Origin of the sequence: Eikenella sp. NML03-A-027 (assembly GCF_001648395.1) — a bacterium.
GTDB classification, from domain to species: domain Bacteria; phylum Pseudomonadota; class Gammaproteobacteria; order Burkholderiales; family Neisseriaceae; genus Eikenella; species Eikenella exigua.
In genome coordinates, this window is sequence record NZ_LXSM01000003.1 from 192087 (window position 1) to 208454 (window position 16368).

The following is a 16368-nucleotide window of genomic DNA, read 5'->3' on the forward strand; positions in this document are numbered from 1 at the left end:
GTTTGCGGTACAATGTGCGCCCTTCCTGTTTTCAATCAGGCTACCTGAAAGCGCGTAGCCCAACTCCTCCGCAAGCCCGAAATATGACCGCCCCTGTTTACATCCCCCTGCGCCAACACACCGAATTTTCCATCACCGACGGCACTTTGCGCATCAAAGAGCTGGTGAAGAAAGCCGCCGCTTTCGGCCTGCCCGCGCTGGGCATCAGCGATTTGATGAACACGTTCGGCCTGGTGAAATTCTACAAAGCCTGCCGTGGCGCGGGCATCAAGCCGGTGGTGGGGGCGGATGTGTGGGTGGCGAATCCGGAAAACCCCGAGCAGCCCTTCCGCGCCATGCTCTTGGTGCGCAACGAAGCGGGCTACCGCCGCCTATGTGAGCTGCTCACCCGCGCTTATGTGGGCACGGATCGCAACGTTGCCCATGCCGAGCTGGAGCCGCAATGGCTGGCTGAGGGCGATAATGAGGGGTTGATTTGCCTGTCCGGCGCGCATTTGGGCGAAGTGGGCCGCCAGCTGATGAACGGCCATGACAACGCCGCCCGCGCCGCCGCGCAGAAATACGCGCAATGGTTTCCCGATGCTTTTTATTTGGAACTGCAAAGGCTACCTGAAAAACCGGAATGGGAAACTTCGGTTTCAGGTAGCCTCAAATTGGCGGCGGAATTGGGCTTGCCCGTGGTGGCCACCCATCCGGCGCAGTTTTTAAACCCCGACGATTTCAAGGCGCACGATGCGCGGGTGTGTATTGCCGGCGGTTGGGTGCTGGCGGACAAACGCCGCCCGCGCGATTTTGTGGCCGGCCAGTATTTTGCTTCGCCGGAAGAGGTGGCCGCGCGCTTTGCCGATTTGCCCGAAGCATTGCAGAACACGGTGGAAATCGCCAAGCGCTGCAACCTCACGCTCACGCTGGGCAAAAACTTCCTGCCGCAGTTCCCCACGCCCGACGGCATGAGCTTGGACGACTACCTCGCCCACTTGTCCAACCAAGGCCTGCGCGAACGGCTGGCCGCGCTCTATCCGGATGAGGTTGAACGCAGGAAAAAACTGCCGGAATACCAGGCGCGGCTGGATTTCGAGCTGGGCACCATCGTGCAGATGGGCTTTCCGGGCTATTTCCTGATTGTGGCCGACTTCATCAACTGGGCGAAAAACAACGGCTGCCCGGTGGGGCCGGGGCGCGGCTCGGGCGCAGGCTCGATGGTGGCGTATTCCTTAAAAATTACTGATTTAGACCCGCTGCGCTATGCGCTGCTGTTTGAGCGTTTCCTCAATCCCGAGCGCGTGTCGATGCCCGATTTCGATATTGACTTTTGCCAAAACAACCGTGGCCGCGTGATTGAATATGTGCGCCAAAAATATGGCTTCGAGGCAGTGAGCCAGATTGTTACCTTTGGCACAATGTCTTCCAAAGCCGTAATCCGTGATGTGGGGCGCGTGCTGGAGCTGCCGTTCGGCGTGTGCGACCGGCTTTCCAAGCTGATTCCGCTGGAAGCCAACAAGCCGCTGAGCCTGGAGAAGGCGATGGAGGCCGAGCCGGAAATTGTCAAGGTGCTGGAAGAGGAAGAGGCCGAAGAGCTGATGGAGCTAGCCAAAAAGCTGGAAGACCTCACGCGCGGGCTGGGCATGCATGCCGGCGGCGTGTTGATTGCGCCAGGCAAGATTTCCGATTTCTGCCCGGTGTATCAGGCCGATGAATCCGCCTCGCCCGTTTCCATGTATGACAAGGGCGACGTGGAAGATATCGGGCTGGTGAAGTTTGACTTCCTTGGCCTGCGCAACCTTACCATCATTAAAATGACGCAGGAATTTATTGTGCAAACCACCGGCAAGCACATCGATGTGAACCACATCGACCTCACCGACCAGCAGGCCTATGAAGTGTTCCGCAAGGCCAACACCACGGCGGTGTTCCAGTTTGAATCCACCGGTATGAAAAAGATGCTGGCGCAGGCCAATACCACCAAGCTGGAAGAAATTATCGCCTTCGTGTCGCTCTACCGTCCCGGCCCGATGGATTTGATTCCGGACTTCATCGCCCGCATGAAGGGCGTACGCTTCGAATACATGCACCCGCTGCTCGAGCCCGTGTTGCAGCCCACCTACGGCATCATGGTGTATCAGGAGCAGGTGATGCAGGCCGCGCAGGTGATTGGCGGCTATTCGCTCGGCGGTGCGGACTTATTGCGCCGCGCCATGGGCAAGAAAAAGCCCGAAGAAATGGCGAAACACCGCGAAATCTTCGCCGAAGGCGCGGGCAAGCAGGGCATTGCCCGCGAAAAAGCCGATGAAATCTTCGACTACATGGAAAAATTCGCCGGCTACGGCTTCAACAAATCCCATGCCGCCGCCTATGCCTTGGTGGCCTACCAAACCGCCTGGCTCAAAGCCCACTATCCGGCCGAATTCATGGCCGCCACCATGTCGAGTGAGTTGGACAACACCGACCAGCTCAAGCTGTTCTATGACGATGCCCGCGATAACGGCATCCGCTTCCTGCCGCCCGATGTCAACCATTCCGGCTACCACTTCCAGCCCGATGCCCAACGCTGTATCCGCTATGCCCTAGGTGCAATTAAAGGCACTGGCGAAGCTGCGGTGGAAGCCATTGTGGCCGCACGCGAAGAAGGCGGCGCATTCCAGAGCCTGTTCGACTTCTGCGAGCGCGTGAGCCGCCAGCACATCAACCGCCGCACCATCGAAGCCTTGGTGCGCGGCGGTGCATTCGACAGCATCGAGCCCAACCGTGCCCGCCTGCTTGCCAACATCGACCTGGCCATGAGCAACGCCGAGCAGCAGGAAGAGAATGCTAACCAAGGCGGCCTGTTCGATATGGTGGAAGACGCGATTGCCCCCTTAGAAATGATCGATGTGCCCGCTTGGGGCGAAGCCGAGCTTCTGGCCGAAGAAAAACAGGCCATCGGCTTCTATTTTTCCGGTCACCCCTTCGGCCCGGCCGAAAAAGAAGTACGCCAATTCGCCCCCACCCACCTCTCCCAGCTCAAGCCCAACGACAACGTGCGCGTGGCCGGCTTCGCCACTGCCATCCGCAGCATGGTGGGCAAGCGCGGCAAAATCGCCTTCATCACGCTGGAAGACACCGGCGGCAAAGCCGAAGTGATGATTAGCGGCGAAACACTCGAGCAGCTCAGCCGCGACACCCTGCGCGCCGACCAAGTGTTGATTGCCGAATGCCGCATCAGCCGCGACGACTACGGCGGCGAAGACGGCTTGCGCATCATCGCCAACCGTGTTTACACCCTGCAGGAAGCCCGAAGCCACTACGCCCGCGCCCTCACCCTGCACCTCGCCCCCCACGACAACATCCCCCGCCTGGCCGAACTGTTGCAACGCGGCGGCGAAGGCAAACGCGTTCCCCTGCGCCTGCACTACGCCAACGGCCAAGCCAGCGGCGAGCTCATCCCCGACAGCCGATGGCAGCCCTGCCTCAACACCGAACTCTTGGAAGAACTGGTGTCGCTTTTAGGCGAGCGGCAGGTAGGGGTAAATTGGTAGGGGCTACCTGAAAAGCATTGTGCTAACAGCAGTGGATTCGGCATTGATACCTGGCATGATGAGAAGCAGGCTACCTGAGAAGTTTCTGCAGCAGGACAGGAAGGTTTTCAGGTAGCCTGTGCAGTATGTACAGGCTACCTGAAAGTCTTTATTCCGTTTGGTTGTCCAAACTACCAATGTTGGACAAGATAAACCGGGTCAAATCTTCAGCTTGCGCCTGCCAGCCATTCAGCACGGAGAGGCGGTAATGTGTTTGCAGGTTGGCGGCGGCGATGCAGCCGTGTTGTTCGTGCACCCACAGCGGCCATAGGGCGCGCATGAAGGGGGGTACTTTTTTTTCTTGCAGCAGGCGGCTGATTTTTTTGTGGCCGTGCGGCAGAGGCAGGGTGTCGCTAGGTTGCGGGGTGCGCCAGATGCCGCTGTTGGGTTGAATCAGGTTTTCAGGTAGCCCGTGGGTGGCAGGTTGCCACACGGGTTGGGCAAGCAGTTTACCGGTGGTCCATTCGGCGGGAACGGGAAATAGGCAGCCGGCGTAGAGTATGGCGCGGCCGTGCGGCAGCGGCCATTGGGCTTGCTGCACGGCGGGGTTGGCGAGGGTGGCGGCGAATTGGCGCACGCTGTCGGCACCGGGGCTGCCTAGGCGGTGGTTACGAGCGAATAGGTGCAGCTGGTGGGGTTGCCGCAAGGGGGGAAGCTGCCGCCAAGAGGCTACCTGAAAACGGCCGGCGGCGTCATATAGGCTGTTGTGCTCAGCTTGGCTGTAGTCTTCCAATAACGCCAAGTCGTGTTGCAGGCGGCCGACGGTGGCGAGCAGCTGGTGGGTGAGGTGCGGCACGCGCTCTTGCCACGGGGGCAGGGCTTCGCGGCGCAGCCAGTTGCGCAGCAGGGCGGTGTCGGCGTTACTGCTGTCTTCCACCCATGTCAGCTTGTGTTCTTGGGCGTAGGCGAGCAGCTCGGTTCGGGGAACGGCCAAGAGGGGGCGCCATAGGCTGATACGTTCGTTCAGCGCCCGCAGGGCAGGCATGGCGGCGAGGGCACGGAGCCCACCGCCGCGCAGGGTGGCCAGCAGCAGGGTTTCGGCTTGATCATCGGCATGGTGGGCGAGGGCAACGGCATCGGCGCGGCTTTGGGCGAAGCAGCGGTAGCGTTCGGCACGGGCAGCGGCTTCGAGCCCGAGTTTGCCGAACGCCACCTGCACGCGCTCTATGCGCAACGGCACTTGCCATCGGGCGCACAGTTCGCGGCAGAATTCCGCCCATTCGTCGGCGGGGGCATCGAGACCGTGGTGGATGTGTACCGCGCTCAATTCCAGCGGCAATTCGTTGCGCAGGCTGCATAACAGGTGCAGCAAAACCACGGAATCGAGCCCGCCGCTGAAACCGACTTCCACGGCAAAACGGCCGGCGTTTGGCGCCGGCCATTGTTGGGCAAGGTGTTGCCGCAGGGGGTTATTTGTCAGTGAATTTTCCATAGGCCATGATGCGGTCGAAGCGTTTGGCCAGCAGCTGTTCCACCGGTTGGTGTTCCAAATCGGCCAGTTGCTGGCGGATAGTTTTGCGCACGTTGTTCATCACGGTTTCGTAATCGCGGTGGGCGCCGCCCAAGGGCTCGGCGATGATTTGGTCGATCAGCTCGAGGCTCTTCAGTCGCTTGGCAGTGATGCCTAGGGCTTGCGCGGCATCGGCGGCTTTTTCGGCGGTTTTCCACAGAATGGAAGCGCAGCCTTCGGGCGAAATCACGGAATAGGTGGCGTATTGCAGCATGTTCACGGCATCGCCCACGGCAATGGCCAGCGCGCCGCCGGAGCCGCCTTCACCGATGACAGTGCAGATAACCGGCACGCGCAGGCGGGTAAGTTCGTACAGATTGCGGCCGATGGCTTCGGATTGGCCGCGCTCTTCCGCGCCGATGCCGGGATAGGCGCCGGGGGTGTCGATGAAGGTGAGCACGGGCAGGCCGAATTTTTCCCCCATCTTCATCAGGCGCAGGGCTTTGCGGTAGCCTTCGGGGCGGGGCATACCGAAATTGCGGCGGATTTTGGCCTTGGTGTCGCGGCCTTTCTGATGGCCGATAACCACCACGCTCCGTCCTTCAAACTTGGCCAGCCCGCCCACGATAGCATAGTCGTCGGCATAGTGGCGGTCGCCGTGCAGCTCTTCAAAATCGGTACACAGCGCTTCGATGTAGTCGAGGGTGTAGGGGCGCTGTGGATGGCGCGAAACCTGCATAATCTGCGCGGGAGTGAGCTTGGCAAAAATGTTTTTGGTGAGCTCGTTGCTTTTCTTTTGCAGGCGTTCGATTTCTTCGGAAATATCCAATACCGAGTCGTTTTGCACGAAGCGCAGCTCTTCTATTTTCTGCACCAGTTCGGCAATGGGCTGTTCGAAATCGAGAAAAATCTGTTTCATGTGTCTGTTTCCTTGTTGCGGCTGCACCGATTGACGGAGGCAGCCCAAGCTAAGCGCGCTTGGGGTGGCTAAAACACTTTATTTCCTACGGCATGGGTTCTGTTGTGCAGAAAAAATGTGCTTTATCTATAGCTGTAGCGCGGAGACGGTTTCTTAACATTACTTTGCGGTCTAAACCGCTGTAATGATACGCTAAGATGCGCAGTTTGTGCAGCCGTTGCTACTGATTTTTCGTGGGCCGGGTTGGTTTCAGGTAGTCTTTAAAATAGCTAACTGTTTTGTTGTATCGAGGCTTTTGCTAATTTTTGTTATGTTTGAAATGTGGGGCGCGGGGTTTTAGCTCCGCAGAAACTTGCCTCCTTCGGAGACCTCGTTTTAACTTCGATGAAGCTAATTTCAGGTAGCCTGTTGTTAGATGCTGCAAATAGGGCAGATACTAAATAGTACTACAGGCTACCTGAAAACCATTGGCTGGATTTTCAGATAGCCTGATTGGGTGGAGCTATTTGCTGTCGTTACTGCCTCGGCGGGAGAATTGGATACCGAGCTGTTTGAGCTTGCGGTACAGGTGGGTGCGCTCGAGGCCGACTTTCTGCGCTACTTTGCTCATGTTATGCCCTTCCTGGGCAATATGGTATTCGAAATAGCGGCGTTCCAAGTCTTCGCGCAATTCACGTAGGGGCAGGTCGAAGTTGAAGCCGCCCACCAATTCGGAGGGTTGGTTGAGCGTGAACTGGCTGAGCACGGCCTGCACATTTTCCAAACAGATTTCTTTGCTCTCGGCGGTGAGCACAATGCTTTTCACCACACTGCGCAGCTGCTCGAAGTTGCCCGGCCAGTCGTATTGGCGCAGGGCGTTCAGGGCGGCAGTGTTGAATTTAACGGCGGTTTTGCGGCTTTCGGAAAACTCTTGAATCAGCTGCTCCACCAAGAAAACAATGTCTTCGGGCTGGTTGCGCAATGGTGGGATGCTGACCATGATGGCCGAGAGGCTGTTGAGCAGGCGGCTGTCGTAATCCGGGCTGGTGAGCATTTCCTGCACCGGCTGGCTGCAGGCGCAGATGATGCGCACGTTGTAGCGGTCGGCCTTGCCCAAGAGGAAGAGGATACCTTGCTGGATGCTTTTGCCGTATTGGGCGATGTCGCCCAGATAGAGTATGCCGTTGCTGGCTTTTTGCAGCAATTCGATGGGGCTGCTGCTGATTTGTTCGATTTTTCCGGGTTCCACCCAGGGGGCGTTGCCGGTTTGGAAGTAGTGCGCCACCAGTTCGAAGGGGGAGCCGGGCTCGCCGGAGAGCAGTACGGGGGCTTGGGTGCGGGCGGCGCGTTCGAGCTGCTGGTTGAGCTGCTTCACGGCTTCGCTGGTGCCGAGTTTGTCCAGCGACATGGTGGATGAGGCCTGCATGGCGCTGTGCTTGAAGGCACGTTCTACGGCGGCCAAAAGCTTTTGCAGGGCGATGGGTTTTTCCAAGAAATCCAGCGCGCCGATTTTGGTGGCTTCCACGGCGGTGTCGATGCTGGCGTGGCCGCTCATCATCACCACGGGCATGTTGAGCTGGCCGGATTTGGCCCACTCTTTGAGCAGGGTAATGCCGTCGCAATCGGGCATCCAAATGTCCAGCAACACCATGGCGGGGCGGGTTTGGTTTCGAAGTTGGCGGGCTTCTTCAGCATTTTCGGCCAGGGTAACCGAATAGCCTTCGTCTTGCAGGATTTCCGACAGCAAATCGCGGATGCCCACTTCATCATCTACAATCAAAATATCACTGCTGCGCATCGTTTTCCATCAGTAGGGGTAAAGTAATTTTCACACAAGCCCCGCCTTTCGGGCGGTTGGCCAGCGATATGCGGCCTTTGTGCTCTTCAATGATTTTTTTCACCACCGGCAAGCCCAAACCGGTGCCGCCGGGTTTGTCGGTAACATAGGGGTCGAAGGCGTGGAGAAGCATGTCTTCGCTGAAACTTTTGCCGTTATTGCAAATATTTAGCAGCACTTTATCATCTTGCACCGCCGTTTGGATCAACACTTTCGGCTGTTCGTCTGCAGCGGCGGCTTCGGCGCCGTTTTTCAAAATATTGTGTAACACTTGGCGCATGGCACCGGCATCGGCTTCGACCACGGCTTCTATATTACTGAAATCCGCTTCAAATGTACAATTTGAGCTCTCATACAGCACCAAAAGCTCGGCAGCCAGAACGTTTAAATCGATACGTTCCAGTTTGAGTTTCGGTGCTTTGGCGTAGTTGCGGAAGGCTTCAACCATGTCTTTCATTGCGGCCACCTGGTTGACGATGGTGTTGGTGGCGCGCTCAAGCATGGCGGCGTCTTTGTCGTCCAGCTTGCTGTCGAGCTTCCAGGCCAGGCGCTCGGCGGAAAGCTGGATGGGGGTGAGCGGGTTGCGGATTTCGTGTGCCAAGCGCTGGGCCACTTCGCCCCAGGCGGCTTCTTTCTGCGCCTGCACCAGTGTGGTTACATCGTCGAACACCAATACAGTGCCGGCGCCGTTGTCTTCGGGCAGACGGGTGGCCTTGCCCAGCAGGATACGGGATTCGTCGGGTGCGGCATAGGTGAGCTGCACGGGTTTGTCGCTGTCGATGGTGGGGAGGATGGCAAGCAGCACTTGGGCGGCCAGCGCCTCGGCCACGCCGAGCTTGTGCCATTCGTGCACGCTACTTTCCCGGCAGGCGGCCAAGTCGAGCATTAGGATTTGTCCGGCGCTGCTGTTGCAGGCTTTCAGGTAGCCTTGGTCGTCGAGCGTAACCACGCCGCTGGTTAGGCTGGAGAGCACGCATTCGAGATAGTGGCGGGCGGCTTCCTGGCGGATATGGGAAGCGTTGAGCTCGGCGGTCATGTGGTTGAACAGGGTGGTAAGGCGGCCGAGCTCGTCGTTGCGGTATATGGCCAGTTGTTGCGAATAATCGCCCTGTGCCACGGAGCGTGCACCGGCAGCCAAGGAGAGAATCGGCGCAGTGAAGCGTTGGGCGAAAAATAGGGCAATTACCAGCGCGAGCAGAATGGCCAGCAGGGTGGCCATCAAGAGGGTGAACAGGAAGAAGGTTTGCAGGCCTTGTTTGGCATAGCTGATTTCGGCGTAGCGGGCGCGGGCGGCTTCAATCAGGGTTACGTCGTTGGCTACTTGTTTCTGCACCGGTTGGCGGAAGAACAAAATATAGTTTTGGCCGTGTAGTTCGGGCAGGGCGAGCCAGCCTTGGGCGTAGAGTGTGTGGCTGACGTTGGCTACGCTGCGTGCGCTGCCGGTGGTTTTCACTTGTTCGAGGATATCGTGTGTGAGTTCGGGTGGCGGCAGTTTGTCGGCATCGGGCTTGCGGTATTCGGCAGCGGGATTCAAGGTTTTGCTGTCGTAGAGTGCGAGCTGGTCAAAGCCGCTGTTGGCAGAAAGCTGGCTCAGAGCCTGCCGCGCGTCTTGCTGCAGCGACATTTCGCCGATTAAGGCTACCTGAACAGTGGCAGCTTTGCGCACTGAGGTGTCCAGTGCCAAATCCAGTGCGGATTTGCTCAGGCTCAAACTGCGCTCCAGCGCTTCTTCGGTTTCGTTGCCAAACCAGGAGTCGATGCTGTGGGAAATAAACTGGGCAGACACGCCGAATAGGAACAGGCCGGGCAGAATGGCCACCAGCATAAACATTTTGGCCAGGCGCAGGGCGGTTTGCGAGCCGAACACCCGCCTGCGCCGGTCGAGCCATAGTTTCCAGAGTTGGGAGATGAGAATGGTGAGCAGAATGCCTAAGAGGGCGGCACTGAAGGTGAGAATCCACCAGAAATACTGCGCCAGCTTGCTGGCATGACCAGTGGCGAGCGCCAGCACATACAGGGCGAGCATGCCCAAAACAGCGATGAAGGTGAGCAGACGGCGCATGGTTTCCCTTTATTGCTGGCTGATGAGCAGTTTGCGCCAGCCGGAATCAAGCTGCCAGCTCTTCGAGGTTTCGCCGTTGATTTGGAAGGGGCGTGGCAAATCGCTGATGCTCAGGCTCAAGCGGATGTCGGCAGCCACGTCGGCGGGGGCGGTGTCGGAGAGTGTGCCTTTGTCGAGCACTTGCCAATTGGCTACCGCGCCAACGGCCTTCAGTGCGGTGGGCAGGGTGCCATATTCGGTGGAAAATGAACCGACGCTGACGCGGTAGCGGTCGGTGAGCGGGTGGTAGGCGAGTTTGTAGTTGATGGTTTGTGCCGAACCGACTAGTTGACCGAGCCGCCAACGGTAGGCGGCCAGGGTGGGCGACTGCAGGCGGTAGCTGAGTTGGAAATTAAGCGGCACGCCTTGTTTGAGGGCTACCTGAAGCTGGCCGGGCAGCTCGGTTTGGAAGCGGCTGTTTACCGATAGGCGTCCATCGGTGGTGAGCGTGGCGCTGGAACGGGTAACGTTAATGCCTTCTGCCCGCACGCCTACGGCTGCAAAAGCCAGCAGGCAGCAGGCGAGCAGGCTAAGCAGTTTTGTGGATAAGCGCGTAATAGAAGCCATCTTGGTGCGGATTAGGTAACAGGGTTTCGCTGCGTGTACAGGTAGCGTCGGAGTGGCGTTGCAAAAAGGCTTGCAGCTGGCTGACGTTTTCTTCGGCAAACAGCGAACAGGTGGATAGAAGCATCCTGCCGCCAGGTTTGAGCGTGCGCCACAGGGCATCGAGCAGATCGGTTTGCTGGCCGGCCGTGTTCTTGGCATCCTGCGGCCGGCGCAGCCATTTGATATCGGGATGGCGGCGGATAACGCCCGAGGCGGTGCAGGGCACGTCAGCCAACACGGCGTCGAACAGAGAGCCATCATAACACGAAGCCCATTGCCGTGCGTCGGCAGCGTGCAGCTCGGCACTCAGGCCGAGGCGGTTGAGGTTGTCGCGTACTTGTTGCAGGCGGGCGGGGTCGATGTCGATGGCGGTCAGCTTGCAGTCTGCCCATTCGAGCAGGTGGCCGCTTTTGCCGCCGGGCGCGGCACAGGCATCGAGTACGCGTTCGCCGTTTTGCACGTTGAGCCAAGCGGCGGCCTGTTGTGCCCCCCAATCCTGCACGGATACGACACCTTCGGCAAACAGTGGCAAAGCGGACACGGGCACGGGCGTAGCCAGTATCACAGCGTGGCTGTCGAGGATTTCGGCCTGCATGCCGTGTTCGGCCAGGATTTTCAGGTAGCCTTCCGCATCAGTGTGCCGGCGGTTGATGCGCAGGGTCATTGGCGGATGGCTGTTGAAGGCTTCGGTGATTTGCAGCCAGTGTTCGGGGTAGTCTCGCTGTAGCCGTTCTAGCCACCAGTCGGGCAGGTTGTAGCGGCCCTCTGAGCTTTGCTGCGCCTGCTGCATCAGGCTGTCGCGCTCGCGTAGGAAACGGCGGAGTAGGGCGTTAGTGACCGCTTTGTATTGGCCTTTGCCGATTTTGCCGGCAGCGCGCACGGCTTCGTTTACTACGGCATGGGCGGCATTGCGGCTGTAGGCGAGTTGGTAGAGTGCGGCCAATATCAGGCTGCGGATGTCGGCGCGGGGCAGGGGCTTGTTCAGCATCAGGCCGAGTAGGGCGCGCAGGCTACCTGAAAAACGTTGGCAGCCGTAGGCAATATCTTGCAGCGCGCCGCGTTCTTGGGCGGAGAGCTGTGGGTGGTCGCGCCAGATTTCGGCCAGCACGTCGGACAGGTTGCGCCCGGCTTCAACGGCAGCCACGCTGTGGGCGGCGAGGGTTTGTATGTTGGCCAGGCTCATGTGTGTTCCGCTCCGAATTGGCTGCCGGCGGCGACAGGGTGGCCGGCCAGAAAGGCGGCGGCTTCCATGCGGGCGCTGCCGGCGGGCTGCAGGGTTTGAATCAACAATGAGCCACTGCCGCAGGCTACCTGAATACTGTTTCTGTCGGCTTGTAACACGCTGCCGGCCACGCCATTGGCCGAGCAGGCTTGTGCAGCCCAGATTTTCAGCGGTTTGCCGTGGTAGTCGCACCAGGCGCCGGGCACAGGGTTGAAGGCGCGGATGCGGCGTTCGATGGCTTCGGCGGGCTGCGTCCAATCGATTTGGGCATCGGCTTTGCTTAATTTGTGGGCGTAAGTGATACCGTGTTCAGGCTGGGGCTGGGCGTTGCGTTGAGAATAGTGTTGCAAATCAGCAACAATGGCGCGCGCACCGATTTCGGCCAGTTTGTCGTGCAGGGTTTGGGCGTTGTCGCCGGGGAGAATCGGGAAGGGATGGCGGCTGATAACGGCACCGGTGTCAAGCCCGGCGTCCATTTGCATGATGCAGATGCCAGTTTCGCTATCGCCTGCTTCAATAGCGCGCTGGATGGGTGCGGCACCGCGCCAGCGCGGCAACAGCGAAGCATGGATGTTGAGGCAACCGTGGTGCGGAATGTCGAGCACGGCTTGCGGCAGTAACAGACCGTAGGCGGCCACCACCATGACGTCGGCTTCCACGGCGCACAGCATTTCTTGTGCAGATTCGCTTTTCAGGCTTTCGGGTTGGGCTACCTGAAAACCGAGTTCGAGCGCGGTTTCTTTCACGGGCGAAGCTTGCAGCTTCATACCGCGCCCTTTGGGGCGGTCTGGCTGGGTGAGCACCAGCGGGATGTCGAAGCCGGCCTGGGCAATGGCGCGCAGGGCGGTGGCGGCGAAATCGGGGGTGCCGGCAAAAATGACTTTGCGAATCATGGTTTCAGGTAGCCTCTTGCTCGGGTTAGAGCGTGTGTTTGTCGAGTTTCTTCATTTTGGTTTTGATGCGTTCCTGCTTCAGGCGCGACAGATATTGCACGAAAACTTTGCCGTCGAGATGGTCGACTTCGTGTTGGATGCAGATGGCTTGTAGGCCGTCGGCACGAATAGTGTAGGGCTTGCCTTCGGCATCCAGCGCTTCGGCCACGATGCTTTCGGCACGGGTTACTTTGTCGTATACACCCGGCACCGAGAGGCAGCCTTCTTCATACACAGTTTCGCCGTTGCGCTCCAAAATTACAGGGTTGATCAGCACTTGCAGCTGGTCGCGGCTTTCAGACAAGTCCATCACCACCACACGCTCGTGCACGTCCACCTGTGTGGCGGCTAGGCCGATGCCCTTTGCTTCGTACATGGTGTCGGCCATGTCGGTCACCAGTTTTTTGATGCGTTCGTCCACTTGTTTTACCGGTTTGGCCACCAGGTTTAGGCGGGGGTCGGGATAGCGCAAAATATTTAGTAAAGCCATTTGATTTCTCTCTTAAGTGTGCATAGATAGATACGTTCTTATTGCAGTTGTAACGGTTTTTTCGCCTGAATACTGGCGCAAGATACCTAAAATGTTCTATGATTCCGTTAATTTCATCAACAACAACGTAAATAAAGCGTTATCAGGTTCGTTAATCCTAAAAGGGAAGCTCTCTCATGAGAAAACATATTATAACCTTGCTTTGCGCCATTGGCTTGACTGTTTCTGCTCTGACTGCCGAGGCCGCGCCCCTGCGCGTACGCCCCAACGCCCCCGCACGCTATACCGTGCGTACTGGCGACACCTTGTGGGGCATTTCCGGCAGATACCTTTACCGTCCGTGGAAATGGCCGCAGCTGTGGGGCGCCAACCGCCGCACCATCCGCAACCCTCATCTGATTTATCCAGGTCAAGTGCTGGTGTTGCACTATGTCAACGGACAGCCGCGCCTGCGTGTGGATAACGCCGGTGGTATTCCCACCGTTAAACTGCAGCCGCGCGTGCGCGAAACTTCTTCCGGCTACGGCATCTCCACCCTCAATCTGAACTACTACCGTATGTTCATGAAACACCCGCAGGTGATTGCCCGCCGCGCCACCCAAGATGCACCGCGCATCATCGCCGGCCCGGAAGGTAAAACCATGTATTCTCTGGGCGACCGCATTTATGCCTACGGCGTTACCGAATCAGGTGAATACCTAGTTTACCGCCCGATTAAAGATATTCGTGATCCCGAAACAGGCAAATTCATCGGTCAGCTGGTAACCTTTAGTGGTAAACTGGCTACCTTGCCGGTAACCAGCACCGCCTTGGCCGAGCGTTCCGAGCGCGACCGCCAAGCCCTGCCTGACAACCAATACTACACCCGCCTACACCCTTTGGTGAAAGTGCCGACCGAAACCGCACAGGCATTGCAGATTCGTGAGCAAGTGGCTGAAATCCGCCAAGGCGATTACCTGCTGCGTTATAACGGCGAAGAAAACGCTTTCAATATGATGCCCCACGAGCCCGAAAACCAGGTGCGTGCCCGCATCGTGGATGTGTTGGACGGCATCAGCGAAGCCGGTCGCTTCAGCACTGTTATCCTGAACAAAGGTTCGGCTGATGGTTTGGATAAAGGTACTGTGGTGAGCCTGTACCGTCAGAGCCGCCAAGTGCGCACCGATATCAATCCGAGCCCGACTGTGAAATACGTGAGTATCCCGGCTGAAGAAATTGGTTTGGCCATGGTGTATAACGTGGGCGAACATGTTTCTTCTGCCATTGTGCTGGAATCTAGGGTAAACGTATCAGTGGGCGATTTAGCTACTGAGCCCGGCCACGATTTGGATGACATGGGTCATCAGTACCGCCATGCACCCAATGACCCGCAAGGCCCGTATGAATACGACCACCATCAATACGACTTCCGCAGCAATATCGATCCAACCCGCTAAGCATGAAACAGTGTGATTGAATAAAAGGCTACCTGAAAAGTTCAGGTAGCCTTTTTGTTGCGGGAGAGGGCAGGGTGTTGAATAAGGAATAGGGATACAGTTGAAGCATGTTTTAAAAGACAGCGGGTAGTGTGGGTTTGAGCTCGCTGTGTACTAATCTATATTCACATTGTTGCTGATGGGTGTGTTAGTGGGTGTGGTTGGCATTGCGATATCGATATTTTGTTTTACCTGCTGTTTCCAGGTTTCAGGTAGCCTTGAGTTAAGCATTATATCAGACACAAGTATCCAAGCTATGGCTAGTTGAAATGCTGTGTCCAAAGTTTCTGCATGGTAGGGGTGATGTGGAATTCGTCGTCCGAGTCTTCGTCGAGCAGTGCCAATAGTGTACGAGCGGACGGGAATTCTGCCATTGCTGCTCCAGCAGGGCGGAAATGGTATGTTCGATTGCCGGATCGTGGATGGCTTCTACAGCTAGGTAGATATTGAATGAGGTAAGGATGAGCCCCATCAGGGCGTGCTGTTCTTGGCATGAAAAACTGCCGGTTTCGTAGGCAGAGATGAATTCGGGCAGGTGTCTGGGGTTGGTGTTCCCGATTCCCTGTCTTGCATATCGGGGAGGTAGATAAGGCCGGGGAAGCTGCTGAGTTTTCCGTAGAAGTACATAGTTTAGATATGTTTTTCTATTAGAAGGCTATCTGAAAACCACTTGCGGTTATTTCAGGTAGCCTTTTGCTATTTGGACTGACAGAATCTGCTTACCAAATCGATTTAATAGTTCAGCCGTTGCAGGCGGGCGATGCGGTCGTCGAGGGTGGGGTGGGTGCTGAACAGAGAACGCAGGGTGTTATCGTTGATGCCCATGGCGGCCATGGGGAGCGGCAGGCTGCTGTGGCTGCCTTTGAGCCGTTGCAGGGCACAGATCATTTTGGGCGCCCCCACCAGTTTGGCAGCTCCGGCATCGGCACGATATTCGCGCTGGCGGCTGAACCACATCACGATGATGCCAGCCAGCCAGCCGAAGATCACTTGGAATACCATGCTGACTACGGTTTGGATGGCGCTGCTGCCGCCATCGTGCTGCCGGTTTTGACGCAGGGAGGAGGCAATAACGGAGGCGATGATTTGGGAGAAAAACAGTACAAAGGTGTTCACCACACCTTGAACCAGGGTGAGCGTAACCATATCGCCGTTGCCGACGTGTGCCATTTCGTGTGCGAGCACGGCTTCCACCTCGTCACGGTTCATGATTTGCAAGAGGCCGGTGCTGACGGCAACCAGTGAGCTGTTGCGGCTGGCGCCGGTGGCGAAGGCGTTGGGCTCAGGCGACTCATAAATGGCAATTTCGGGGGTTTGCAGGTTCCATTGTTTGGCCTGGACTTCCACCACGCGCACGAGCCAATCTTCGGTTTCGTTGCGCGGCTGGCGAATAACGTGGGCGCCCACGGCCTGCTTAGCGCTGCTTTTCGACATGATGAGGGCAATCAACGAGCCGGAAAAGCCGGTGATGGCGGAGAGCAGCAGCAGGCCGGAGATATCTTGTGGATTGAGGCCGAGCAACCCGAACAGCAGGCGGGCAGCCAGGAGTACGGCCATATTGGTGAGGAGAAAGAGGATTATGCGCTTCACGGTATTGGTCTGGGCGGTTTGATTTCAGGTAGCTTTTTGGCTTCTGCTTTTGTTTACTGCAGGCTGCTGCGGCATAGTGCCGCTGTGCCGCTTTAGCGGGAATGCTGTTTGGTGTGCTGTTTGACGCGGCAGTTTCTTGGCGAAACTTGTTTATTGGTTTTATGTGGTGAAGCTGAGGTTTTCAGGTAACCTTTTCTTGCCACCGCAATCATA

11 protein-coding genes are annotated in these 16368 nt (G+C 57.6%); 2 read left to right on the forward strand and 9 right to left on the reverse strand.

Annotated elements, in window-relative coordinates:
- The first annotated feature begins 83 nt into the window (after positions 1-83).
- Entirely contained in the window at positions 84-3515 is a 3432-nt protein-coding gene (dnaE, locus tag A7P96_RS01685; protein ID WP_067524231.1) for a DNA polymerase III subunit alpha, read from the forward strand.
- A gap of 148 nt (positions 3516-3663) precedes the next feature.
- On the opposite strand, the gene tilS is transcribed toward dnaE, so the two are convergent.
- From tilS to def, 8 genes are all read right to left on the reverse strand, one after another.
- Positions 3664-4986 carry a tRNA lysidine(34) synthetase TilS gene (tilS, locus tag A7P96_RS01690; protein ID WP_067524234.1) on the reverse strand — a complete coding sequence of 441 codons (1323 nt, stop codon included), beginning with the start codon at positions 4984-4986 and terminating at the stop codon, positions 3664-3666.
- Positions 4964-5923 (reverse strand): acetyl-CoA carboxylase carboxyltransferase subunit alpha, encoded by a 960-nt coding sequence (locus A7P96_RS01695; RefSeq protein ID WP_067524236.1) that lies wholly within the window; start codon positions 5921-5923, stop codon positions 4964-4966. Before A7P96_RS01695 ends, tilS begins: the two co-directional genes overlap by 23 nt.
- 502 nt (positions 5924-6425) lie before the next feature.
- Positions 6426-7700: a sigma-54 dependent transcriptional regulator gene (locus A7P96_RS01700; protein WP_067524238.1), complete on the reverse strand. Its 1275-nt coding sequence runs from the start codon at positions 7698-7700 to the stop codon at positions 6426-6428.
- A complete protein-coding gene (locus A7P96_RS01705) occupies positions 7687-9801 on the reverse strand; it encodes a PAS domain-containing sensor histidine kinase (protein ID WP_067524240.1) in 2115 nt (704 codons plus the stop codon). The genes A7P96_RS01700 and A7P96_RS01705 overlap by 14 nt, the downstream gene beginning before the upstream one ends.
- A 9-nt stretch (positions 9802-9810) precedes the next feature.
- Positions 9811-10407 carry a DUF4390 domain-containing protein gene (locus A7P96_RS01710; RefSeq protein ID WP_067524242.1) on the reverse strand — a complete coding sequence of 199 codons (597 nt, stop codon included), beginning with the start codon at positions 10405-10407 and terminating at the stop codon, positions 9811-9813.
- Complete coding sequence (rsmB, locus tag A7P96_RS01715) at positions 10370-11629, reverse strand: 16S rRNA (cytosine(967)-C(5))-methyltransferase RsmB (RefSeq protein WP_067524244.1); 1260 nt, start codon at positions 11627-11629, stop codon at positions 10370-10372. Before rsmB ends, A7P96_RS01710 begins: the two co-directional genes overlap by 38 nt.
- Positions 11626-12561, reverse strand: a complete 936-nt coding sequence (gene fmt, locus A7P96_RS01720; RefSeq protein WP_067524246.1) for a methionyl-tRNA formyltransferase — start codon at positions 12559-12561, stop codon at positions 11626-11628. Before fmt ends, rsmB begins: the two co-directional genes overlap by 4 nt.
- 25 nt (positions 12562-12586) lie before the next feature.
- Positions 12587-13090: a peptide deformylase gene (def, locus tag A7P96_RS01725; RefSeq protein ID WP_067441324.1), complete on the reverse strand. Its 504-nt coding sequence runs from the start codon at positions 13088-13090 to the stop codon at positions 12587-12589.
- A gap of 176 nt (positions 13091-13266) precedes the next feature.
- Here def and A7P96_RS01730 point away from each other — a divergent pair, with 176 nt between their 5' ends.
- Entirely contained in the window at positions 13267-14526 is a 1260-nt protein-coding gene (locus A7P96_RS01730; RefSeq protein ID WP_067524248.1) for a LysM peptidoglycan-binding domain-containing protein, read from the forward strand.
- 771 nt (positions 14527-15297) lie between these two features.
- On the opposite strand, the gene htpX is transcribed toward A7P96_RS01730, so the two are convergent.
- Complete coding sequence (gene htpX, locus A7P96_RS01735; protein ID WP_067524250.1) at positions 15298-16155, reverse strand: protease HtpX; 858 nt, start codon at positions 16153-16155, stop codon at positions 15298-15300.
- Between the last annotated feature and the right edge of the window lie 213 nt (positions 16156-16368).